General features: G+C 63.6%; 18 protein-coding genes and 1 pseudogene. 12 read left to right on the plus strand and 7 right to left on the minus strand.

The annotated features are described in order from the left end of the window. Nucleotides 1–4: 4 nt before the first annotated feature. Entirely contained in the window at nucleotides 5–1,015 is a 1,011-nt protein-coding gene (locus ACZ0AV_RS18905) for a Bug family tripartite tricarboxylate transporter substrate binding protein (protein WP_499152454.1), read from the minus strand. Between the two features lie 256 nt (nucleotides 1,016–1,271). On the opposite strand from ACZ0AV_RS18905, the gene ACZ0AV_RS18910 reads away from it, so the two are divergent. The 9 genes from ACZ0AV_RS18910 to ACZ0AV_RS18950 all read left to right on the plus strand — a co-directional run bounded on the left by ACZ0AV_RS18910 (nucleotide 1,272) and on the right by ACZ0AV_RS18950 (nucleotide 10,296). After that, nucleotides 1,272–1,661 (plus strand): hypothetical protein, encoded by a 390-nt coding sequence (locus ACZ0AV_RS18910; RefSeq protein WP_499152455.1) that lies wholly within the window; start codon nucleotides 1,272–1,274, stop codon nucleotides 1,659–1,661. Beyond that, nucleotides 1,658–2,674 carry a 4-hydroxythreonine-4-phosphate dehydrogenase PdxA gene (locus ACZ0AV_RS18915; protein ID WP_499152456.1) on the plus strand — a complete coding sequence of 339 codons (1,017 nt, stop codon included), beginning with the start codon at nucleotides 1,658–1,660 and terminating at the stop codon, nucleotides 2,672–2,674. The genes ACZ0AV_RS18910 and ACZ0AV_RS18915 overlap by 4 nt, the downstream gene beginning before the upstream one ends. 137 nt (nucleotides 2,675–2,811) lie before the next feature. After that, nucleotides 2,812–3,339, plus strand: coding sequence for a TRAP transporter small permease subunit (locus tag ACZ0AV_RS18920; protein WP_499152457.1), 528 nt, complete (start codon nucleotides 2,812–2,814; stop codon nucleotides 3,337–3,339). Continuing rightward, complete coding sequence (locus tag ACZ0AV_RS18925) at nucleotides 3,336–4,616, plus strand: TRAP transporter large permease subunit (protein ID WP_499152458.1); 1,281 nt, start codon at nucleotides 3,336–3,338, stop codon at nucleotides 4,614–4,616. Before ACZ0AV_RS18920 ends, ACZ0AV_RS18925 begins: the two co-directional genes overlap by 4 nt. A gap of 32 nt (nucleotides 4,617–4,648) precedes the next feature. Beyond that, complete coding sequence (locus ACZ0AV_RS18930; protein WP_499152459.1) at nucleotides 4,649–5,635, plus strand: TRAP transporter substrate-binding protein; 987 nt, start codon at nucleotides 4,649–4,651, stop codon at nucleotides 5,633–5,635. 49 nt (nucleotides 5,636–5,684) lie between these two features. After that, nucleotides 5,685–6,614, plus strand: coding sequence for a YncE family protein (locus ACZ0AV_RS18935; RefSeq protein WP_499152460.1), 930 nt, complete (start codon nucleotides 5,685–5,687; stop codon nucleotides 6,612–6,614). 26 nt (nucleotides 6,615–6,640) lie between these two features. Beyond that, on the plus strand, nucleotides 6,641–7,651 hold the full coding sequence (locus tag ACZ0AV_RS18940; protein WP_499152461.1) for a TRAP transporter substrate-binding protein: 1,011 nt from the start codon (nucleotides 6,641–6,643) through the stop codon (nucleotides 7,649–7,651). 1 nt (nucleotide 7,652) lies between these two features. Further along, a complete protein-coding gene (locus tag ACZ0AV_RS18945; RefSeq protein ID WP_499152462.1) occupies nucleotides 7,653–8,612 on the plus strand; it encodes an amidohydrolase family protein in 960 nt (319 codons plus the stop codon). 508 nt (nucleotides 8,613–9,120) lie between these two features. After that, nucleotides 9,121–10,296 (plus strand): L-rhamnonate dehydratase, encoded by a 1,176-nt coding sequence (locus ACZ0AV_RS18950; protein ID WP_499152463.1) that lies wholly within the window; start codon nucleotides 9,121–9,123, stop codon nucleotides 10,294–10,296. 21 nt (nucleotides 10,297–10,317) lie between these two features. Here ACZ0AV_RS18950 and ACZ0AV_RS18955 read toward each other — a convergent pair whose 3' ends face one another. Further along, the gene (locus ACZ0AV_RS18955; protein WP_499152464.1) at nucleotides 10,318–11,223 is read right to left on the minus strand and encodes a LysR family transcriptional regulator; all 906 of its coding nucleotides are present in this window, start codon (nucleotides 11,221–11,223) and stop codon (nucleotides 10,318–10,320) included. 137 nt (nucleotides 11,224–11,360) lie between these two features. On the opposite strand from ACZ0AV_RS18955, the gene ACZ0AV_RS18960 reads away from it, so the two are divergent. Then, the gene (locus ACZ0AV_RS18960) at nucleotides 11,361–12,332 is read left to right on the plus strand and encodes a DMT family transporter (RefSeq protein ID WP_499152465.1); all 972 of its coding nucleotides are present in this window, start codon (nucleotides 11,361–11,363) and stop codon (nucleotides 12,330–12,332) included. Here the strand turns inward: ACZ0AV_RS18960 and ACZ0AV_RS18965 are convergent. From ACZ0AV_RS18965 to ACZ0AV_RS18985, 5 genes are all read right to left on the minus strand, one after another. Next, nucleotides 12,329–13,723: a M16 family metallopeptidase gene (locus tag ACZ0AV_RS18965; protein WP_499152466.1), complete on the minus strand. Its 1,395-nt coding sequence runs from the start codon at nucleotides 13,721–13,723 to the stop codon at nucleotides 12,329–12,331. The two genes, ACZ0AV_RS18960 and ACZ0AV_RS18965, sit on opposite strands and share 4 nt — an antisense overlap. Further along, complete coding sequence (locus ACZ0AV_RS18970) at nucleotides 13,723–15,366, minus strand: Na/Pi cotransporter family protein (RefSeq protein ID WP_499152467.1); 1,644 nt, start codon at nucleotides 15,364–15,366, stop codon at nucleotides 13,723–13,725. Before ACZ0AV_RS18970 ends, ACZ0AV_RS18965 begins: the two co-directional genes overlap by 1 nt. 245 nt (nucleotides 15,367–15,611) lie before the next feature. Beyond that, nucleotides 15,612–16,385, minus strand: a complete 774-nt coding sequence (locus ACZ0AV_RS18975; RefSeq protein ID WP_499152468.1) for a TerC family protein — start codon at nucleotides 16,383–16,385, stop codon at nucleotides 15,612–15,614. A 377-nt stretch (nucleotides 16,386–16,762) separates the two neighbouring features. Further along, entirely contained in the window at nucleotides 16,763–18,067 is a 1,305-nt protein-coding gene (locus ACZ0AV_RS18980) for a CitMHS family transporter (protein ID WP_499152469.1), read from the minus strand. 307 nt (nucleotides 18,068–18,374) lie between these two features. Continuing rightward, nucleotides 18,375–19,289, minus strand: coding sequence for an AEC family transporter (locus ACZ0AV_RS18985; protein WP_499152470.1), 915 nt, complete (start codon nucleotides 19,287–19,289; stop codon nucleotides 18,375–18,377). An 89-nt stretch (nucleotides 19,290–19,378) separates the two neighbouring features. On the opposite strand from ACZ0AV_RS18985, the gene ACZ0AV_RS18990 reads away from it, so the two are divergent. Continuing rightward, the gene (locus ACZ0AV_RS18990; RefSeq protein WP_499152471.1) at nucleotides 19,379–19,783 is read left to right on the plus strand and encodes a GFA family protein; all 405 of its coding nucleotides are present in this window, start codon (nucleotides 19,379–19,381) and stop codon (nucleotides 19,781–19,783) included. A gap of 398 nt (nucleotides 19,784–20,181) precedes the next feature. After that, nucleotides 20,182–21,165 (plus strand): annotated as a pseudogene (locus ACZ0AV_RS18995) (nitrate- and nitrite sensing domain-containing protein); the annotation flags it as partial. Between the last annotated feature and the right edge of the window lie 41 nt (nucleotides 21,166–21,206).

Below are 21,206 nucleotides of genomic sequence, written 5' to 3' on the forward strand. Positions count from 1 at the left end.
GCGATTACTCGCGCAGCCAGCCGGCTTGCTTGAACACGGGAGTGACGCGCTCGCGATCCTTCTCGATGTAATCGACCAGTTCCTGGCCCGCCAGGAAGGTCGGCGCCAGCGCGGAACGCTCGACGTAGGCCTTGAATTCGGGCGTCTGGCTGACCTTGCGCATCAGCTCAACGTAGAACGCGCGCTGCTCGTCGCTGACGCCGCCCGGCAGGAACACGGTGCGCGGGAAACGATACTGTTCGATGCCCAGGCCCTGCTCCTTGCAGGTCGGTACGTCCGCCCAGGACTGGGTCTCGGTGACCTTCTGCGTATAGATCATGCGCTGCTGGCTGAACACGCACAGCGGCACCACTTGGCCGCCACGCCATTGGCTGAGGCTTTCCGCCGGGTTGTTGAAGTTGGCGGCGATGTGTTTGCCGGCCAACTGGGTCGAGGCCTCGCTGCCGCTCTTGAAGGGAATGTAGGTGATCTTGGTGCCGGCCTGCTGGCCAAGCAGCAGCGACAGGGTCTGGTCGACGTCCTTGGACTGGCTGCCGCCGATGCGCATCTTCGCGGCGTCTTTGGCCAGGGCAGCCTTGAAGGCGGCAGCGTCTTTCCAGGGGGAGCCCTGGTAGGTCCACAGAATGAAGTCGTCTTCGGCCACGGCGGCGACCGGGGTCAGGTCGGTCCATTGGTAACCGAGCTTGGCTACCAGCGGCAGCAGGTAGACGTTGTTGGTGCCAATCACCAGCTTGTGGGCATCGCCATCGGCCAGCTTCATCTCGAGAAAGGCTTCAGCGCCGTTGCCGCCACCCTTGTTGAACACCACGCTGTTGACGTCGAGCAGCTTGTGCTGGCTGATGGCGGACTGGATCACCCGACCCAATTGGTCGGTACCGCCACCAGGGCCACCCGCGACGACGATCTCCAGGTTCTTCTCGGGCTTCCAGTCTGCCAGGGCGGCGAGCGGGGCCGCGCAGAGCAGGCTGCAGGCCGCCAGCAGGGCAGGAACATGACGCATACGGGCAATGTGCATGGGGGGCACCTCATTTTTGTCGTTGTTATGAGTTACCCCGAGTCTGCAAAGCCAATCGATAAGCGTCTACTCAAAATAACTGATACTCCGATAGCCCCTGGTTATGGGTTCTCGATCAGCCCAGCGATAACCCCAGGCTATGTCCGTATGAGAAGCTTTGATTAGACGGTTATCGTTGTGCCGGCCGATAGTTTGTCTCAGCCCAACGGCCAATGGCTGCCCGGCACTACAAGAACAACAACGCAGAGGTCTTCCCATGACCCAGTTCCAATCCTCTGACCTGTCGATGCAGGCACGCCAGGGTCAGTCGCCAGACCGCTGGTTTGCCCCGGCATACTGGCCCATCGTCGTCACCCTTTTTCTCTTCACGGTGATCGTCCTGATCGACCATGCGCTGCTGCCTGTCGTCGTCTCGGCACGAGCGGGTGTGAGCCCAGCCGTGCCGCTGCTGATCGCCTGCAGCGTCGTGGCGGTCTGCGTCTGGCCGCCACGTGCACTCGCTTTCAGCGCGGACCGCCAGCAGCGTGCCGCGCGCACGCTGATCGACAGGCCGCAGATCCCGCTTTTCTACCGTAACGCACGGCGCACCGTGCCCGATGTCATCCGCCTGCCGGACGCATCTTCTGACTTGAGGACAACCGCATGAGCAACCCGACTCTTCCCCGTCTCGCCATGGTGCTGGGTGACCCGGCCGGTATCGGCCCGGAGCTGATCGCCCGCCTGCTGTCCGAGCCGGACGTGCGCCGCAAGGCGCAGGTGGTGCTGATTGCCGATGAAGCAGAGGTACGCCGCGGCATGGACATCGCCGGGCTGTCGTTCCCGTATCGTCTCATCGACTCGACCGACACGCTGGCGTTCAGCGATGACACGCCGCTGCTGCTGCCGTTTCGCGGCGGCGCCGAGGGCGAGTTCCCGCGCAGCGAAGCCAGCGTGATTGGCGGCCGCTACAGCCTCGATACCCTGAAACAGGCGCTGCGCCTGACCGCTGACGGAAAGACCGACGCCATCCTGTTCGGGCCACTGAACAAGACCTCTCTGCACATGGCCGACATGGGCCACAGCGATGAGCTGCACTGGTTCGCCGAATACCTGGGCTTCGACGGCCCGTTCTGCGAATTCAACGTGCTCGACAACCTGTGGACGTCCAGGGTGACTTCTCACGTCGCGCTGGCCGAAGTGCCGGGCATGCTCAGCCAGGATCGGGTGATCGAAGCGATTCGCCTGATCGACACCGCGCTCAAGCGCAATGGCCTGGAAAAACCGCGCATCGGCGTCTGTGGCCTGAACCCGCACAACGGCGACAACGGCAGCTTCGGCCGCGAGGAACTGGACATCATCGGCCCTGCGGTTCAGCGCGCTCGCGAGCAGGGCATCGAGGCCATCGGCCCATACCCGGGCGACACCATCTTTCTCAAGGTTCAGGGCGACAGCCAGGCCTTCGATGCGGTGGTGACCATGTACCACGACCAGGGCCAGATCGCGATCAAGCTGATGGGCTTCTCCCGCGGCGTCACGGTGCAGGGCGGCCTGCCAATCCCCATCACCACGCCGGCTCACGGCACGGCGTTCGATATCGCCGGGCAGGGCAAGGCCAATGTCGGTGCTACCCGCCAGGCCTTCGAGATCGCCTGCCGCATGGGGAGCCGCCGGCGCGGCTGATCGCGCCACGCTGTTGCCGAGAACAACAATAACAAGGAGCCTTTCATGGCTATCGCATACCGCAATGATCGGCAGCCCCCGCGGCTGCCGATGAGCCGCCCTGTGCGCGGCGTACGGGCTCAGGCGGAGGATCTGCCATGCGCCTGCTGACGCTGCTGATGTCCCGCCTGTTCGAAAGCATCGTGGTGTTCTGCATGGGCACCATGGTCACCCTGGTGTTCTTCAACGTGGTGCTGCGCTACGGCTTCAACTCCGGCATCGCCCTGTCCGACGAGGGCGCGCGCTACCTGTTCGTGTGGCTGACCTTCATCGGTGCGGTGATTGCCCTTCGCGACAATGCACACCTGGGCGTCGACCTGCTGTTCCGCCGTCTGCCCGCCCTCGGCCAGCGCGTCTGCGCGGTGATCGCCGAACTGCTGATGCTGTTCTGCTGCGCCCTGTTCCTGATCGGCAGCTACAAGCAGACGGTCATCAACATGGACAACCTGTCGCCGGTCGCCGGCCTGCCGCTGGGGCTGATGTACGCCGCCGGTGTGGTGTGCAGCGTGGCGATGTCGGCAATCATTCTCAATCGCCTGTACCTGCTGCTGTTTCGCCATGTCGCGCCGGATCTGGTGATGCCCAAGAGCCCAGAAGAAGTACTGATTTCCGAGGTGACGAAATGACCATCGTGGTGTTCCTCGGCTCCCTGCTGGGCGCCATGGCCATGCGCATTCCCGTGGCATTCGCCTTGCTGCTGGCGGGCGTCGCGCTGATGATTCAGCTCGATACCTTCGACGCGCAGATTCTGGCCCAGAACCTGGTCAGTGGTGCCGACAGCTTTCCACTGCTGGCCATCCCGTTCTTCATGCTCGCAGGCGAGCTGATGAACGCCGGCGGCCTGTCGCGGCGCATCGTCGCGCTGCCGATGGCGCTGGTGGGCCACAAGCGCGGAGGTCTCGGGTTCGTGGCGATCATCGCAGCCATCGTCATGGCCTCGCTGTCCGGATCGGCCGTGGCGGATACCGCCGCCGTGGCCGCGATGCTGATGCCGATGATGCGCAAGGCCGGCTATGACCCGAACCGCTCGGCGGGCCTGATTGCCGCTGGCGGCATCATCGCACCGGTCATTCCGCCGTCGATTCCGCTGGTGGTGTTCGGTGTGGCAGGTGGCGTGTCGATCACCAAGTTGTTCATGGCCGGCATCGTGCCGGGGCTGATGATGGGCCTGGCGTTGTGGACAACCTGGTGGTGGCTGGCGCGCAAGAGCGATCTGCCCTGTGGTGAAAGGGCCCCGCTGTCGGAAGTGCGCAAGGCGTTCACCGAAGGTATCTGGGCGCTGATGCTGCCGGTGCTGATCATCGGTGGCCTGAAACTGGGCATCTTCACGCCAACCGAAGCCGCCGCTGTCGCTGCCATGTACGCCTTGTTCATCTCGCTGTTCGTCTACCGCGAGCTGAAGTTTCGCGACCTGTTCAAGGTGTTCCTCGATGCCGGGCGTACCACCGCGGTGGTGATGTTCCTGGTGGCCGCAGCGCTGGTGTCATCCTGGCTGATGACCATCGCCGAGCTGCCGATGCTGGTCAGCGGGTTGCTCGAACCGCTGATCGATCGTCCGCAGCTACTGCTGGTGGTGATCATGCTGATCGTGCTGCTGGTTGGCACCACCATGGACCTGATGCCAATCGTGCTGATCCTCACGCCGGTGTTCATGCCGGTGATCAAGATGGCCGGCATCGATCCCGTGTACTTCGGCATCCTGTTCATCCTCAACACTTCCATCGGCTTGATCACGCCGCCAATCGGCAACGTGCTCAGCGTCATGAGCGGCGTTGGCAAGGTACCCCTCGATGGCGTGATGCGCGGTGTGATGCCGTTCCTGTTCGCCCATCTGGTGGTGCTTTCGTCGCTGATCATGTTCCCCGCACTGGTGATGACGCCGATGCGCTGGTTCCTCCCGTAACGCTCCGTTTACCTCATTGCAAGGAAGAAACGATGAAAAACAACAAGAACAAACTGCGTGTATGTGGCTGCCTGTTGTTGCTGGCGTGCTCTGTATGGCGGGCCGATGCGGCGACCACCCTGCGTTTCGGCTTCGCTGGCTCGGACAGCGACACCCAGAGCGTGGCGGCCAAGGAATTCGCCCAGTTGATCAAGGATGGCTCCAACGGGGAGCTGGTGGTACGTCCCTACGGCAACAGCATGCTGGGCAACGACCAGGCGATGATCGCCGGTGTCCGCGGCGGCACCATCGAACTGGAAATGTCCGGTACGCCCAACTTCAGCGGCCTGACCCCGCGCATGTCGGTACTCGACCTGCCGTTCGTGTTTACCGACAGCGCCCACGCCTACCGCGTGCTGGACGGCGAGATCGGTCAGAAGCTGCTCGACGACCTGGAAACCCATAACCTCAAGGGCCTGGCTTACTGGGAAGTAGGCTTTCGCGACATCACCAACTCGCGCAAACCGGTGCGTGTGCCGGATGACGTCAAAGGCCTGAAAATCCGCACCTCCAGCAACCCGTCGCAGATCGAAGCGTTTCGCCTGCTGGGTGCCAACCCGCAGCCGCTGCCGCTGGCAGAGCTCTACAACGCCCTGGAAATGAAGGCCGTGGATGCTCAGGAGCACCCGCTGAGCATCACCTGGTCTTCGGGCTTCTACGAAGTGCAGAAGTACCTGTCGCAGACCCATCACGCCTATACCGCGCTGATCGTGGTGATGAACAAGGAGAAGTTCGACGCGCTGCCCGCAGCCCAGCAGAAACTGCTGGTGGATTCGGCACGCGCCGCCGGCCGTTCGCAGCGCAAGATGAACGCCGAGAACGACAGCAAGTTCCTCGTCGAGCTGGAAGCCAAGGGCATGCAGATCGAGAAGAACGTCGACCGCGAAGCCTTCCGCAAAGCCGTCTCCGCGCCGTTGCGCGAAACCTTCATCAAACAGCACGGCAGTGATTTGCTCGAGGCCATCGACGCTCAGCGTTGAGTGCCAATCACTCTTTCGCGGCGTCTCGGCGCCGCCTTCAGGAATCGACATGATGAGTCAGGAAATTCTTCTACTGGTGCAGAAATGCGCGCACACCTTCAGCTTCTACGACGTCTCGACTGGCGACGCGATCAAGCACATCCGCCTGCCGGATTTCCCCCATGAGTTCGTGGTGGATTCGCAGAACCGCTTCGCCTATGTGGGCCACTACGGCATTGAAACCTCAAGTCACGAAGGCGAGGGTGGCTGCTCGGTGTTCGTCATCGACCTGGAAAAGGGCGAGCACGTGCGCACCCTGAGCATCTGGCCGTTCCGTCGTCCGCACGGCCTGGCAATGGATGATCAGGATCGCCTCTACGTGCTCAGCGAAGGCGACTCGACCCTGCTGATCTTCGACCAGCCGCACCTCAAGAACGTGCCGGATCGGGCGATTCCATCCGGCGGCTACAAAAGCCATCTGGTAGCACTGACCCGCAGTGGCGAGACCGCCTTCGCCCTGAACCTGCTGAGCAACACCATCACCCGGCTGAAACCGCAGGACCCCACCGTCGCGCCGCTGCCGGTGCAGCCGGGCAGCATGCCCGAGGGCAACTGTTTCAGCCGTGACGAGCGCACTCTGTACGTGGCTACCCGTGGCGACAACAGCATCGTCGCCGTGGATGTCGAGACGCTCGAAGTTACCCATCGCGGCCGTACCGGTTCCGACCCGACGCGCATCTATCTGGATCGCCACGAGCGCCTCTACGTGACCAACTACGCGGAGCATTCGATCTCGGTGTTCAACACCGCGCTGGAAGAAATCCACCGCATCGAGCTGGACACCTACGCCATCGCCATGAGCCTGCACCCGACCCGTGACCTGGCGTTCGTCACCCTCAAGGATCAGCGCGTGGGCATGCTGGATCTGCAGACCTTCACCTTCCAGCGCTACTTCCACACGCTGCTCGAGCCGGATGTGTCGCAGGTCATCGTGCGCTGAAGTCCCGTCATCATCGGAGAGTCCTCATGAGTAACCTTTTCATTCGCGGTGTGGCTGCCCTGAGCCTCGCGCTATTGCTGCCGGGCGGTGCCGCACAGGCGCAGGAGCGCACCTTCAAGCTCAGCGCCGGTGACCCCATCGATGCACCCGGCCCGCAAGGCGCCAAGCTGTTCGCCGAGCACCTGAAAACCGGCAGCGACGGTGCACTGAACGTCAAGGTGTTCCCCTCGGCGATGATCGGCAACGACGTGCAGATGCTCGGCGCACTGCCGGCGGGCACCGTCGAGTTCGCACTGGTGGGCGCGCCGACGCTGGTCGGGCTGGTCAAGGATTTCGGCGTGCTGGATCTGCCGTACCAGTTCAACTCCACCGCTGAAGTGGACGCCATGCTCGACGGGCCAATGGGGCAGCAGCTGTTGGCCAAGCTGGAAGAGAAGGGCCTGGTCGGCCTTGGATTCTGGGAGATCGGTTTCCGTAACCTGACCAACAGCAAGCGGCCCATCGAGAAATGGGAAGACCTCAAGGGCTTGAAGATCCGCACCGTACAAAGCCCGATCTTCCGTACCTTCTTCGATCACCTGGGCGCCAATGCTCAGCCGATGCCGATCAATGAAGTGTTCGGCGCGCTGGAGATGCACGCCATCGACGGCCAGGAAAATCCCGTCTCGCTGATCGCCACCCAGCGCTATAACGAAGTGCAGGATTACCTGACCGTCAGCGAACACATCTACACCGCCTATGTGTTGCTGATGAGCAGGAAGACCTGGGATTCGCTCGACGACACCCAGCGCGCTCAGGTGCGCAAGGCTGCCGAGCAGGCGCGTGCCGAACAGCGCCAGCTGGCCCGCCAGGCCAACAGCGAGAAGCTGGCCGAGCTGAAAGCCTCCGGCATGCAGGTCAACACCCTCACTGATGAGCAGCGCCAGCGTTTCGTTGATCAGGCGAAGGTCGTCACCGAGCAGGTGCGCGGCAGTTTCGACGCCGACTTCCTGAAGGCCTGGCAGGCCGAACTGCAGCGTGTGCGCGAGGCCAACTGAAATGCCCGAGTGCCTGCACCAGCGTCTCGGTCTGCCGCATGCAGCGGATGGGCAGCGATTGATCGATGCCCACCACCACCTGTGGAACCTCGACACTCATCGTTACCCCTGGCTGCAGGATGAGGTCGACCCCGGCTTCTTCCTCGGTGACTACGCGAAGCTGCGCCGTAACTACCTGGCAGAGGATTATCTGGCCGACAGCGCCGGCCAGCGGGTGCTGGCCACGGTGCACTGTGAGGCCGAACACGACCGCGCCGATCAGGTCGCGGAAACCCGCTGGGTGCATGAGCAGCATGCACGCTACGGGTTTCCCAATGCGGTGGTGGCCCACGTCTGGTTCCACCGCCCGGAGTGCGCAGATGTTCTCGGTCGGCACCTGGAATTTCCTCTCTTGCGGGGTATTCGCAGCAAGCCGGTGACGGCCTCACGGCCCGAGCTGGCGGCCAGCGTGCGTGGTCAGCCCGGCAGCATGCAGGATGAGGCCTGGCTGCGCGGCTTCGCGCTGCTGGCCAAACACGGCCTGTCCTGGGATCTGCGCGTGCCGTACTGGCACCTGCAGGAGGCGGCCGAGGTCGCTGCGGCCTTTCCCGGTGTGCCTATCATGCTCAACCACATGGGTTTTCCCTGGGATCGCAGCGCGGCGGGGCTCGAAGGTTGGCGCCGCGGCATGCAGGCGCTGGCGGCGCAGCCGAATGTCCGTGTGAAAATTTCCGAGCTCGGGCTGCGCGATGAGCCCTGGACGCTGCAGAGCAACCGCGGCGTGATCGAGGAAACCCTGGCGCTGTTCGGCATCGAGCGCTGCCTGTTCGCCAGCAATTACCCGGTGGCCGGTTTACGCATCGGTTACGGCGATCTGGTCAGTGCGATGAACGCCGTATTGGAGGACTACGACAGCACCCAGCGTGATGCCTTCTTCTGGCGTAACGCCAGGGATTTCTACCGGATCGAGCTGGAGGATTAGCCCTGGTCGGTGTGCGCGCCCGATTGCTGGCGACGCCTGTGTGCTGGTTTCCCCTTGTGCATGTCGGGCCATTGGCTCTGGCCGGGGCGGCGTTTGCCCAGGATTCGACGACTCGCCCGGTAAATCCATTGGCGGACGGGAGCCGATAACGTGCTGACGGGTTTTCTCGCTCAAGGCATTTCCTGTGGTTATCACTGAATGCGCATAAGTGATTATCCGCCGCCGGAGGCGCTAGCTAGAGTCGGCGGCAACAGGCAGCGCTGGCTGTCTCGGTAAACCAATAAGAAGCCCGCCTTGAGTCCTCGCAAGGCGATCACCGGCAAAGAAGGGAATGACCATGACATGCAGCCCATCGGTAGAGGCACTGGCCTCGACCACCGCACAAGCCGACCACGGCTCCTGTCCCTTCCGGTCCACCGTCTCAATCGTCCCTCAACCACCCCAGCCGCGCCGCTGAATGCAGCGCGTATCGGCTGATCGCCATTACGTAGTGAAAGGAGCTGTGAACATGAAAATAAAATCCATCCGTACCCGCGTCTTCGAATGGAAGGGCAAGGTCGTGCCGCCGCAGGCCCACTTCTGCACCAACGCCAGCGACATCCTCTTCGAGAAGGGCGACGCCATGGGCTCGTTCCGTTTCCACGGCTGGCTGGTGGTGGAAGTGGAGACCGACAACGGCCTCGTCGGCATCGGTAACTGCGCCCTGGCGCCGCGTGTGGCCAAGGAAATCATCGACACCTACCTGGCGCCCATCGCCATCGGCGAAGATCCGTTCGACAACGAATACATCTGGCAGAAGATGTACCGCCAGAGCCACGCCTGGGGCCGCAAGGGCATCGGCATGGCAGCGATTTCGGCGATCGACATCGCCATCTGGGACATCATGGGCAAGGCGGTCGGCAAGCCGGTGTTCAAGCTGCTCGGCGGGCGAACCAAGGAAAAGATCTGGACCTACGCCTCCAAGCTCTACGCCAACGACAACCTCGACCTGTTCCTCGAAGAGGCCAAGGGCTACCTCGACCAGGGCTTCACCGCGCTGAAGATGCGCTTCGGTTACGGCCCGAAAGACGGCCCGGCTGGCATGCGCCGCAACATCGAACAGGTGCGCGCGCTGCGTGAACTGGCTGGCCCGGATGTCGACATCATGCTCGAGTGCTACATGGGCTGGACCCTCGAATACGCGCGCCGCATGCTGCCCAAGCTTGCCGAATTCGAGCCGCGTTGGCTGGAAGAACCGGTGATCGCCGACGATATCGAAGGCTATATCGAGCTTAAAAAGATGGGCATCATGCCGATTTCCGGCGGCGAGCACGAATTCACCTCTTACGGCTTCAAGGACATGCTCGAGCGCCGCGCCGTGGACGTGATCCAGTACGACACCAACCGCGTCGGCGGCATCACCGCGGCCCGCAAGATCAACGCCCTGGCTGAAGCCTGGTCGGTGCCGGTGATCCCCCACGCTGGGCAGATGCACAACTACCACCTGACCATGTCGACCACCGCCTCGCCGATGGCCGAGTTCTTCCCGGTGTTCGACGTCGAAGTCGGCAACGAGCTGTTCTACTACGTGTTCAAGGGCGAGCCGGCGCCGGTCAACGGCTACATCCAGCTGGATGACGACAAGCCCGGCCTGGGCCTGGAGATCTCCACCGAGTACCTGAGCGAGTTCAACATCATCGAGTAAGGCTCAGTCGGCGCTTCGCAATCAGCCCCGGTTCGTCCGGGGTTTTTTGTGTGGGCCGAGCCACGGGCAGGTCTGCGCCAGTTCGATGAAAGCCCTGGCGGCGGGCGATGACTGCCGCGCGTCCACCACGGCCAGGCCGACGCGGCGCGGGCTCGCCGGTACCAACGGGCGCGTCACGTAAGAGGCATCTTCACCGAGCGGTAGCGAGGACGCCGCCACGATACCGATCGCCTCGCCACGCCCGACCAGCTCCAGAGTGCTGAGCAGTTGGGAGGTGCGGTAGCGGATGTTGGGTTGCAGGCGGGCCGCGAGAAACAGCCGCGAGACGATCTCGCTGGAGCCGGCTTCGGTCAGCACGAACGGATCGCTGCACAGCGCCTTGAGCGGCACCGCGGCCTCTCGCGTCAGCGGATGGTCGCGTGGCAGCAGGGCGACCATCTGGTCTTCGAGCAGCGGGTAGGTGTCGAAGCGGTCCTCGGGCAGCACCACGAAGCCGACGTCGATGCGCCGGTCGTCCAGCCACTGCAGCACCTGCCGATCCGGGCCTTCGTCGACGTGTACTTCAATGCCCGGGTAGGCCAGCCGATAGGCCTGCAGTATGGCTGGCAGCAGGCGTATCGAGGCGGTCGGGCCGAAGGAGCCGATGCGCAGCGTGCCCTGTTTCATGCCCCGTGCATCCAGCGCTTCCTGGCGCATGGTTTCCGCCATGCCGAGTATCACTTGGGCGCGTTGCAGCAGGCGTACGCCGATGTCGGTCAGTTCGGTGTGACCCTGATGGCGATGCAGCAACTCCACGCCCAGCTCCTGTTCCAGCGCGCGAATGGCATGGGAAACCCCGGATTGCGAGATGCCGAGCTGGGCTGCCGCCGAGGTGAAGCCGCCACGGGCCGCTACCAGGGAGAAGATTTCAAGTTGGGTGAGGGTCATGATGGTTGGTTGCCCATGAGTGATCGCTCATTTCCTTATGACTGCGCATCTGCACGAGTATGCGCCAGCTGCTTGCCGCCGTCTGCTCGGCGCTCGGAATCTGCAGCCCACCCATCCCCCGTTGCGATAGAGCCTTCATGCCCAGAAACGCTACGAGTCGCGCCTCCCCCGAGATGCTGACCTACCTGAAGCTGTCACTGGTTTCCATCCTCTGGGGCGGCACCTTCGTTGCCGGCCGCTATATGTCCAGCGACCTCCACCCGGTGCTGCTGGCCAGCCTGCGCTTCATCCTCGCTGCCGCGGTACTGGTGGCTTTTCTGGCGGCGTCGCGGCGCGGCTTCGTCCGTGTGAGCGGAGCGCAGGCGCTGCACATCGTCGGTCTCGGCCTGGCCGGCATCTATGCCTACAACTTGTTCTTCTTTTCGGGGCTGAGCCATATCGACGCCTCCAGAGCCTCGTTGATCGTCGCCAGCAACCCGGCCGTCATGGCGCTCTGCGCGTACCTGTTCTTCAGGGAGCGAATTTCCGCGTTGCAGATGCTCGGCATTGCGCTGTGCCTGCTCGGTGCCGGGGTGGTCATTTTCGCCCGCGCGCCCCTGGAGGTTGCCCCAGGCCTGGGGCAGTGGCGGGGGGATGCGCTGATCCTCGGCTGCGTGCTGAGCTGGGTGGTGTACAGCGTGTTTTGCAAGGGCATCGTGCAGGCGATCGGCGCGCTGCACACCGTGTGCTACTCGGTGATCGCCGGTGCATTGATGCTGACTGGCACCGCGCTGTGGATGGGCGAGATGAACATGACCGCACTGCGCAGCCTGTCCCTGGTGGATGCCGCGTGCCTGCTGTACCTCGGCGTGCTGGGCTCGGCCGCGGCCTATGTGATGTATTACGACGCCATCCAGCGCATCGGTGCGACACGGGCCGGTACCTTTATCGCGCTCAATCCCCTGACCGCGGTGGTGGCGGGGGTGCTGTTGCTCGGCGAGCGTCTGAGCCTGGCAATGGTGTTGGGCGGTGGGCTGGTTATCCTCGGCATCCTGCTGAGCAATCGCCGGGCTGGACCAGCGCCTGGGATACCGCAGGCCATCGCGCCCAGCAGACGCAAGGCTGCTTAGGGGCGCCTGCGCAGCAGCCCGACCAGCCCGCCGATGGCCAGCAAGACCAAGAGTGCGAACCCGACGGCGCAGGCGATCAGACCGTGGGTGCCGAGCAGCGGTTTTTCCACCCGCTGGTAGGTCGGCTGTTTCAGCAGCAGGTTGAGTGCGGCGTCGAGCTGGGCGGTGTGGATCTGCCGCAATTGCTTGGCGGGGTCGGCGAAGCGGCCGTCCTCGTAGTCACCGAGCGAGCTCCAGTAGTAATCGGCAAGCGCGGTGTTGCCCTGCACCGTCCAGCTCTGCCTGGCGAGGGCGACGTTGCGCAGGCGCTCGACGGTATCCGCGTCGAGGCCGTCGCGGGCCAGCCCCTGCAGCAGGGCGCGCAAGCGTTGCAGGGTTTCGTCGACATCGCCGCGCGCCACTTCGGCGTTGATGCTGAAGAAGCTGGCGCTGGCATAGCCGCTGCGCTCGACGCTCGGCCCATAGGCCAGGCCGTGTTCGAGGCGCAGTTCGCGGTACACCGCCCACTGCAGGTAATCGCGCAGCAACTGCCAGGTGCCGTGGTCGAGCTCGCCGACCCAGGGTTCGGCGAAGATCAGGTGCACCTTGGCCGTTTCGCCGACCAGACCGTTGCGCAGCGTGCGTTCGGGTTCGGCCTTGCCGGTGCTTTCCGGCAGCTCGCGCAACTCGGGCATGGGGCCGGGCGGCAGTTCGCCGAAGCGCCGTTCGAGGTAGGCGGGCAGGCGGCGGTCGAGGTCGCCGACCATGATCAGGGTCATGTTGTTGGCCACGTACCACTCGCTGCGCAGGCGCTCCAGCGCCTCTGCTTCCAGGTGGTCGAGGGAATGAGGGGTTGCACATGCAAGGCCCAGTTCCACGGCCAGTTGTTCGCTGGCGTCATCGTTGCCGGACGCGACGTCCAGCAACCGCTGCCAGGCGGCCGGGTGTTCGCCATTCTCATGGCCGATCACCCGCCTGGCGGCTTCGATGCGCGCCTGGTTCAGCTCGGTATTGAAGATCGCGGCGAGCAGCAGGTCGAGGGCGGCACGCTGATTGGCTGCCGGTACTTCCAGCACGAAGGTGGTGTCACTGTCGCGGGTGTAGGCGTTCCAGTCGCCGCCCAGCGCCTGCATGCGCGCTTCCAGCCCGGCTTCGCCGCTGTCGTCGATGCCGCTGAACAAGAGGTGTTCGAGCAGGTGCGGCAGCTCCTTGTGGTCGCAGTCGAACTGGTCGAAGCCGACCCCGACCACCAGGCGGATCGACACGTGGCCGCGCTCGGTGGTGGGCTTGAGGATCAGCTGCAGGCCGTTGTCCAGCGGGTAGCCTTCGACCTTCAGGCGGTCGGCCGCCCACAGTTGGCTGCACAGCAACAGGCCCAGCAGCAGCGCCAGTGAGCGGGCGGTGCAGCGCACTACTCGCCACCTTCTTCGGCGAGCAGGGCGCCGGTTTCATGGTTGCCCAGTACAGCGTAGGCACTTGCGCAGAACAGCGAGTTTAGGCGTTTCATGTCGTCGATCAGTTCCAGGTGCAGTGAGCTGGTTTCCAGACTCTTGACCACCTGCCTGTGCAGACGTTCGACATGTAAATGCGTCAGTCGGCGCTCCTGGATACGGAAACGCCGCTTCTCGCGCAGTAGCTGGCGAGCGGCATCGGCGTCGGCAGAGAAGAACACCGACAGCCCCAGCCGCAGGTTGCCTTGCAGGCGTTCATGCAGTTCGGTGAGCTCCAGCAGGCCGCTTTCCGAGAAAGCGTGGCGCTGGGCGGTCTTCTCGTCCTGGATCTTGCCGAGCATGCGTTCGATGATGGCGCCGGCACGCTCCAGGTTCGAGGAGAACTCGATGATCTCCGCCCAGCGGCGGCGCTCGGCGTCGCTCAGGTCTGCCTGTGGCACCTGGGCAAGGTAGAGCTTTACCGCGGTGAACAGGGCATCGATGTCGTCGTCGAGGCGGCGCAGGTCCTTGCCGAGAATCGGCTGGCTGCCACGCAGGGCATCGAGCAGGTGGCCGAGCATGCTGTCTACCAGGTCGCCGATGCGCAGGGTTTCGCGTACCGCATTGGACAGCGCCAGGCTAGGCGTGGACAGGGCCGTGGGGTCGAGGTGACGGGCCCTGGCCACGGCGTTCACGTCCGGGCGATCGGGCAGCAACCAGTTGCAGAAGCGTGCCATGAGAACGATGGTGGGCAGCATCAGCAGGCAGCGCAGGGTGTTGTAGAGCAGGTGGAAGCCGATGACCAGTTCCGCCGGATGCCACTTTAGACTGTCAAGCCAGTGCACCAATGGGTCGAGCACCGGGATCACCAGCAGCAGGCCGATCAGCTTGTACAGCAGGCTACCCAGCGCCACGCGCCGGCCGGCCTGGCTTTGCATGCTGGCATTGAGAAAGGCCAGCACGCCGCTGCCGATATTGGCGCCAATAACCAGGCCGATGGCCACCGGCAGTCCGATCACCCCCGAGCCGGTCAGTGTGGCGGTCAACAGCACGGCGGCCAGGCTCGAATAGGACACCAGCGCGAATAGCGCACCGACCACGGCGTCGAGCAGCAGGTCGCCGGTCAGCGAAGCGAACAACACGTGGATGCCCTTGGCTTCGGTGATCGGCGTGGCAGCCGCGACTATCAGTTGCAGCGCCAGAACCATCAGGCCCAGGCCGATGGCCACGCGGCCGAGCTGGCCGGCGCGGGTCTGCTTGCGTGACAGGAAGAGCACCACGCCGAGGAAGATCAGCAGCGGCGACAGCCAGCTCAGGTCGAAGGTCAGCACCCGTGCCATCAGCGCCGTGCCGACATCGGCACCGAGCATGATCGCCAGCGCCGGGGTCAGCGCCATCAGCCCCTGGCCGACGAAGGAGGTGACCAGCAGCGCCGTGGCGTTGCTGCTCTGCACCAGCGCGGTGACGGCGATACCGGCGACGAACGCCATGGGCCGCTTGCCGACGTTGTGGCTGAGCACGCGCCGCAGCTGCGAGCCATACACCCGCAGGATGCCGGTGCGCACGATGTGCGTGCCCCAGATCAGCAGGGCTATGGCGGAAAGCAGATTGAGCAGCGTCAACATCTCGCATCTCCCTGACACGCGAACTGGTCCCGGGATTGGGGTACCGCCGCCACGGACAGCCCTGTGCGGTGGCCCGGGGCCGCCGGCACTGTCAATTCAACTGTAGTAGCGACGAGGGTGGCGCGGAAAATATCCGCCTCATTGTGCGCGTTCACGCCTGCTGGAGCAGCCAGCGTTACGAGCGATACAGGCAAAAAAAACGGGGCCTCCAGGCCCCGTTCTCTCATTGCATCAGCGTCAGCCGATCACTGCCCAGGAACGTCCTTGCGCAGTTTCACCGGATCCACGTCGTCCTTGCCTTCGGCGCGGCGACGCGCGGTGCGCATGCGGATGTTCAGCGCTTCCACGCCCAGGGAGAAGGCCATGGCGAAGTAGACGTAGCCCTTCGGTACGTGGACTTCGAAGCTTTCGGCGATCAGTACGGTACCGACCACGATCAGGAACGACAGCGCGAGAATTTTCAGGCTCGGGTGCTTCTCGATGAAGTCGCTGATGGTACCGGCACAGATCATCATGACGATGACGGCAACGACGATGGCCGCGACCATGACCGGCACATGGGAGACCATGCCCACTGCGGTGATGACCGAGTCCAGCGAGAACACGATGTCGATGATCGCGATCTGGATGATGGTACCGATGAAGTGCTTGGCCGCGCCCTGGGGCTGGTCGGCATTTTCTTCCTCGCCTTCCAGGCCGTGGTAGATCTCGGTGCTGCTTTTCCAGAGCAGGAACAGGCCGCCGAAGAACAGGATCAGGTCACGACCGGAAATGCCCTGGCCGAAGATGAAGAACAGATCCGTGGTCAGGCGCATGATCCAGGTGATGGACAGCAGCAGCAGGATGCGCGTGACCATTGCCAGCGCCAGGCCGAAGAAGCGGGTGCGCGCCTGCAGGTGCGGCGGCATGCGACTGACCAGGATGGCGATCATGATGATGTTGTCGATACCCAGGACGATTTCCAGGGCTGTCAGAGTCAAGAAGGCAACCCAGATTTCCGGGTTGGTCAGCCATTCCATTAGAGGTTCCTTAACGGTGATAAAAAAGACTGGCGCTAGCTGCGGCCGGGGGCCGAATTCTAACGCTAGTCATGTGAAAATTTCGTCAAAATGTGTGCGCAAGGCGAATTAACGCTACATCGCGAGTACGGCGGGGGCCTTTCTATTGCGTAATGATAAGACGCGAGGAGCGAAGTTCAACGGGCCAAACGAGCCGCCTGGCATCACCGCGTCGCGCCGCAAAGGGCCTGACGCTGTGGGGTGGTGCGTGACCTCGTGCGCGTTGGAGGGTTTGAAATGGCATTGCCTTTTCAAGCCCTCCGCCTGGCCGGATCGCTGCCCGGCCTGGCGAGATTTCACGCTGCAACGCGGCTCGCGCTGAAACACCAACATACCCTTTAACTACCGGATAGCGGGAACACCCCAAGTACCAGGGCAGCGGCCAGGATCGCCATGCAGATCAGGATTGCCCATTTCAGGGTGAAGCGCTGCAGGTCACCGAACTCGATCTTCGCCAGGCCGATGAGCAGGTAGGTCGAAGGTACCAGCGGGCTGAGCAGGTGCACCGGCTGGCCGACGATCGAGGCGCGGGCCATTTCCACGGCGCTGATGCCATAACCCGATGCGGCCTGGTTGAGCACCGGCAGGATGCCGAAGTAGAAGGCATCGTTGGACATGAAGAAGGTGAACGGCATGCTCACCAGCGCGGTGATCACCGCCAGGTGTGGGCCGAGGGCATCGGGGATCACGGCCAGCAGGCTCTTGGACATGGCGTCCACCATGCCGGTGCCGGTCAGGATGCCGGTGAAGATGCCGGCCGCGAAGATCAGGCCGACCACCGCCAGCACGTTGCCGGCATGGGCGGAGATGCGGTCCTTCTGCTGCTGCAGGCACGGGTAGTTGATGATCATCGCGATACTGAAGGCGATCATGAACAGCACCGGCATCGGCAGCAAACCGGCGATCAGCGTGGTCATCAACACCATGGTGAGCAGGGCGTTGATCAGGATCAGTTTCGGGCGACGTGCTTCCGGGAACTGCGAAACGCTGATTTCGTCCTGGGTGATCTTGCCTTCCGGCAGTTGCAGAATGCCCAGGCGCTTGCGCTCACGCAGGCCGTACAGGTAGGCGACGCCGAACAGCACGATGGCGCCGACGATCATGCCCGGGATCATCGGCACGAATACGTCCGATGGGTCGACGTGCAGGGCACTGGCTGCGCGAGCGGTCGGGCCGCCCCACGGGGTCATGTTCATGATGCCGCCGGCCATGATGATCAGACCGGCCATGATGGTCGGGCTCATCTTCAAACGGCTGTACAGCGGCAGCATGGCGCCGACGCAGATCATGTAGGTGGTCGAGCCGTCGCCATCCAGAGACACGATCAGGGCCAGCGCCACGGTGCCTACGGCGACCTTCAACGGGTCACCCTTGACCAGCTTGAGGATCAGGCGCACGGGCGGATCGAACAGGCCCGAGTCGATCATGATGGCGAAATAGAGGATCGCGAACATCAGCATCACGCCGGTTGGCGCGAGCTTGGTGATGCCTTCGAGCATCATCGGGCCGATCTGCGCGGCGAACCCGCCGATCAGGGCGAAGATGATCGGAATGATGATCAGCGCAATCAGCGCCGACAGGCGCTTGCTCATGATCAGGAACATGAAAGTCGAAACCATGGCAAAGCCAAGGAAAGTCAGCATGAAGATTCTCCGGACGTTATTCGGCTACTGAGCGAGGAAAGAGGTCAGCATTAGCGACGGGGCGAGCGGAGGGGGTGGAGCAGGCGTGGGGAACGGGGGGGAAGCATGGTTAATCACCTGTTTTGTTCTTGTTGACGGCAGCTGCGGGCCTCTCTGGCGGCAGCTCATCGACCGATCTTTGTCGGTCAGTAGGCGGATGCTAGAGCACGAAGCTTTCAGCCAGCTTTCGCCAAAGCAAGCCGAACGGCCTCATCCACAGGTGGCCGGCAGCGCCGATACAGGCTGCCGAGCCCGCCGCAGCCGCGGGCTAGAGCATGTGCTCCAGCAAATACAGCATGCCGACAAGCGAAGCGGCGGCGAACAGGTGTTGCAGGGTGATGATGCCAGCCATCAGATTTCCGTCACCGCCGAGCTGACGCGTCAGCACGTAGGAGGTCGGCGCGGTGGGCAGTGCGAAGAACAGCACCAGCACGGTGCTTTCCATCGGCGGCAGCTGTAATACATAGGCCACGGCAAAGGCCAGCAGGGGCATTAGCAACAGACGCAGCAGGCTGTTCCAGGCCAGGGCGGGAATTTCCCCGCGGAGCTGTTCCGGCTTCAGCGCTGCGCCGACACACAGCAGGCCCAGGGGCAGGCTCGCGGCCGCGAGCAGGCCCAGCAGGCGGTCACTGCCGCCGGGCAGGCCCAGGCCGCTGAGGTTGAACAGCGCACCGGCGAGGCACGCGAGGATCAATGGGTTGCGGATGATCGGCAGCAGCAGGCCGCGAGCACTGACGCCGCGCTCGGCGGTCAGCGACCAGACCGAGAGGATGTTGACCGTGGGCACCATCAGCGCCAGCATCAGGGCCGCCAACGTCAGGCCCTGCTGGCCGAACAGACTGCCGACCGCCGCGAGCCCCAGGTAGGTGTTGAAGCGCAGGATGCCCTGGCTGAAGGCGCCGAAACGGGACGCCGGCCAGCCGCGCAGGCGGCGTGCGATGATCAGGACCAGCCAGGCGATGCCCAGGCCAAGCAGCACGGCCAGCGCCAGGCGCGGCAGCTGCGGGTTGTCCAGTGGTGCGGTGGCCAGGCTGTTGAATAGCAGCGCCGGGAACAGGATGAAGTAGTTGAGGCGTTCGGCGCCGGGCCAGAAGGCTTCACTGGGAAAGCCTCGACGACACAGTACGTAGCCGCCGACAATCAGTGCGAAGAGTGGCCAGAGGGCCAGAAGCAATTCGGTCACGGGAGCCCCCGGTGGTGGTGAGCGTGCATCTTCGCCAGTGCCAGCCGATCAGGCAAGCACGATACGGTCAGGCATTCAGGAGCGAAACCATGAATGATCTACACAGTGGCGGCTGCCAGTGCGGCGCGCTGCGTTACCAGTTTCAGGCGCCGTTGAGCGATATCGCCCACTGCCACTGTTCGGTTTGCCGGCGCAGCACCGGCGGGATTCTGGTCACCTGGATCACCGTGCCGCTGGCGTGTTTCAGCTGGCTGCGGGGTGAGCCGGCGCGTTACGCCTCGTCGGCCACCTGCACGCGGTATTTCTGCGCGAGCTGCGGCGCCCATATGGCGCTGTTCACGACCCTGAGCCCGCACTCGCTGGACGTGACCATCGCGACCCTCGACCACCCCGAGCAGGCGCCGCCCGACCGGCACATCTGGACGCAGAGCCGGCTGCCGTGGCTGGCGGTTGACGTGCACCTGCCTGAAGAAGCCGGGGAACGACTCGATTGAGCGAGCCACTGTCGGGGCTTCATGCGCACAACTACGCACTCATCGGTGGCGCGCCCGCGGGTGGGACATGAGCTGTCCGGATCCCGACGATTTACCCGTCAGGCGCCTAAAGAATGCTCACGCCACGCCGATCACCAGATGACGAGCTGCATCCAAGAGCTTTTCGCGTGCCGCATTTCCATGCGTTTCCCCTGCCCAACGCGCCACCCTTAAAAGCGCGACCGCAGGCCAAGTGTTTTCGCTTCGCCTCCCAGGCGAAGCTGATGAATAGGTGTGACACCGTGCTCAGAAACATTCCCTTGAGTCTCAAGCTGCTGTTGATCCTCGCTTGCCCCGTCCTCGGCTTTGTCTGGTTGGCCGCGCTGCAGGTGGTGGGTAGCTACCACACGCTGCAGGAGATGGACCGGACGCAGGAAGCCAGCGCCGCGGCGCAGAAAATCAGCCAGTTGATCACCGTGGTACAGCGCGAACGCGGCGCCAGCGGCGTATTTCTCGGTAGCCAGGGCAAGAGCATGCAGGACGTTCTGCTGCGCATGCGCGGGCAAACCGACACGGCGTTGGCCGAAGCCCGCGCGCTCTCCGGTCAGGGCGGGGCGCAACTCGATGAGGCGCTGGCTGCGTTGAACGGCCTCGAAGCGACCCGCGGGCAGATCGACAAGCTGGCAATCAACAACCGTGAATCAGGCGCTCGCTTCACCGCCATCATTCGCACGTTGATCGGCTACACCCATGCCCTCGAGCGCAGTGTCGACGACCCGTCGCTGGCGCGTGCGCTGGCCTCTCTCAACCAGTTCATCGAGATGAAGGAGCGGGCGGGCCGTGAGCGCGCCATGCTTGGCGTGGTGTTCAACCAGGATCGCTTCGACGCCGACCTGCTCTCCACCTTCAGCCGCAACCTCGGCGAATTCTCTGCTTATTCGGAAGGTTTCCGCGGTGCCGCCTCTGCGGAATTCGTGAGCAAACTCGACAACAAAATGCAGCAGCCCAGCGCGCTGGAGGTCGCCAGGCTGCAGAAGCTGGCCTTCGAAACGCCGCTTGGCCAACCGCTAGGGGTGAAGTCCGAAAGCTGGTTCCAGACCTCCACCAGCCGCATCGATCTGATGGGTGAAGTGGAGAGCGAACTCGGCCAGAGCGTCAGCACCCTGGCCATCGAGGCACGCGACCATGCCGCAACCGTCCTGTGGCTGACGGTGATCGGCGTGCTGCTGGCGCTGGTGGTCGTGGCCCTGCTGTCGTACCTGATCATCAGCAACATCAAGTTCGCCGTGAGCCAGGCCAACGGCGCCTTGCTGGCGCTCTCCAAGCGCGATCTCACCGCGCGTTCCGCCTACCAGGGTAATGACGAGTTTGGCGAGATCACCCGCAACCTCAACACCATGGCCGGCGAGCTGACGCAGATCATTCGAGAAATCGGCTCGGCCAC

This window comes from Pseudomonas sp. AC532 (genome assembly GCF_979258965.1).

Excerpts from the sequence above, each read along its gene's own strand:
- ACZ0AV_RS18905 (WP_499152454.1), bottom strand. The coding sequence starts at position 1,015 with ATGCACATTGCCCGTATGCGTCATGTTCCTGCCCTGCTGGCGGCCTGC.
- ACZ0AV_RS18910 (WP_499152455.1), top strand. The coding sequence starts at position 1,272 with ATGACCCAGTTCCAATCCTCTGACCTGTCGATGCAGGCACGCCAGGGT.
- ACZ0AV_RS18915 (WP_499152456.1), top strand. The coding sequence starts at position 1,658 with ATGAGCAACCCGACTCTTCCCCGTCTCGCCATGGTGCTGGGTGACCCG.
- ACZ0AV_RS18920 (WP_499152457.1), top strand. The coding sequence starts at position 2,812 with ATGCGCCTGCTGACGCTGCTGATGTCCCGCCTGTTCGAAAGCATCGTG.
- ACZ0AV_RS18925 (WP_499152458.1), top strand. The coding sequence starts at position 3,336 with ATGACCATCGTGGTGTTCCTCGGCTCCCTGCTGGGCGCCATGGCCATG.
- ACZ0AV_RS18930 (WP_499152459.1), top strand. The coding sequence starts at position 4,649 with ATGAAAAACAACAAGAACAAACTGCGTGTATGTGGCTGCCTGTTGTTG.
- ACZ0AV_RS18935 (WP_499152460.1), top strand. The coding sequence starts at position 5,685 with ATGATGAGTCAGGAAATTCTTCTACTGGTGCAGAAATGCGCGCACACC.
- ACZ0AV_RS18940 (WP_499152461.1), top strand. The coding sequence starts at position 6,641 with ATGAGTAACCTTTTCATTCGCGGTGTGGCTGCCCTGAGCCTCGCGCTA.
- ACZ0AV_RS18945 (WP_499152462.1), top strand. The coding sequence starts at position 7,653 with ATGCCCGAGTGCCTGCACCAGCGTCTCGGTCTGCCGCATGCAGCGGAT.
- ACZ0AV_RS18950 (WP_499152463.1), top strand. The coding sequence starts at position 9,121 with ATGAAAATAAAATCCATCCGTACCCGCGTCTTCGAATGGAAGGGCAAG.
- ACZ0AV_RS18955 (WP_499152464.1), bottom strand. The coding sequence starts at position 11,223 with ATGACCCTCACCCAACTTGAAATCTTCTCCCTGGTAGCGGCCCGTGGC.
- ACZ0AV_RS18960 (WP_499152465.1), top strand. The coding sequence starts at position 11,361 with ATGCCCAGAAACGCTACGAGTCGCGCCTCCCCCGAGATGCTGACCTAC.
- ACZ0AV_RS18970 (WP_499152467.1), bottom strand. The coding sequence starts at position 15,366 with ATGTTGACGCTGCTCAATCTGCTTTCCGCCATAGCCCTGCTGATCTGG.
- ACZ0AV_RS18975 (WP_499152468.1), bottom strand. The coding sequence starts at position 16,385 with ATGGAATGGCTGACCAACCCGGAAATCTGGGTTGCCTTCTTGACTCTG.
- ACZ0AV_RS18980 (WP_499152469.1), bottom strand. The coding sequence starts at position 18,067 with ATGCTGACTTTCCTTGGCTTTGCCATGGTTTCGACTTTCATGTTCCTG.
- ACZ0AV_RS18990 (WP_499152471.1), top strand. The coding sequence starts at position 19,379 with ATGAATGATCTACACAGTGGCGGCTGCCAGTGCGGCGCGCTGCGTTAC.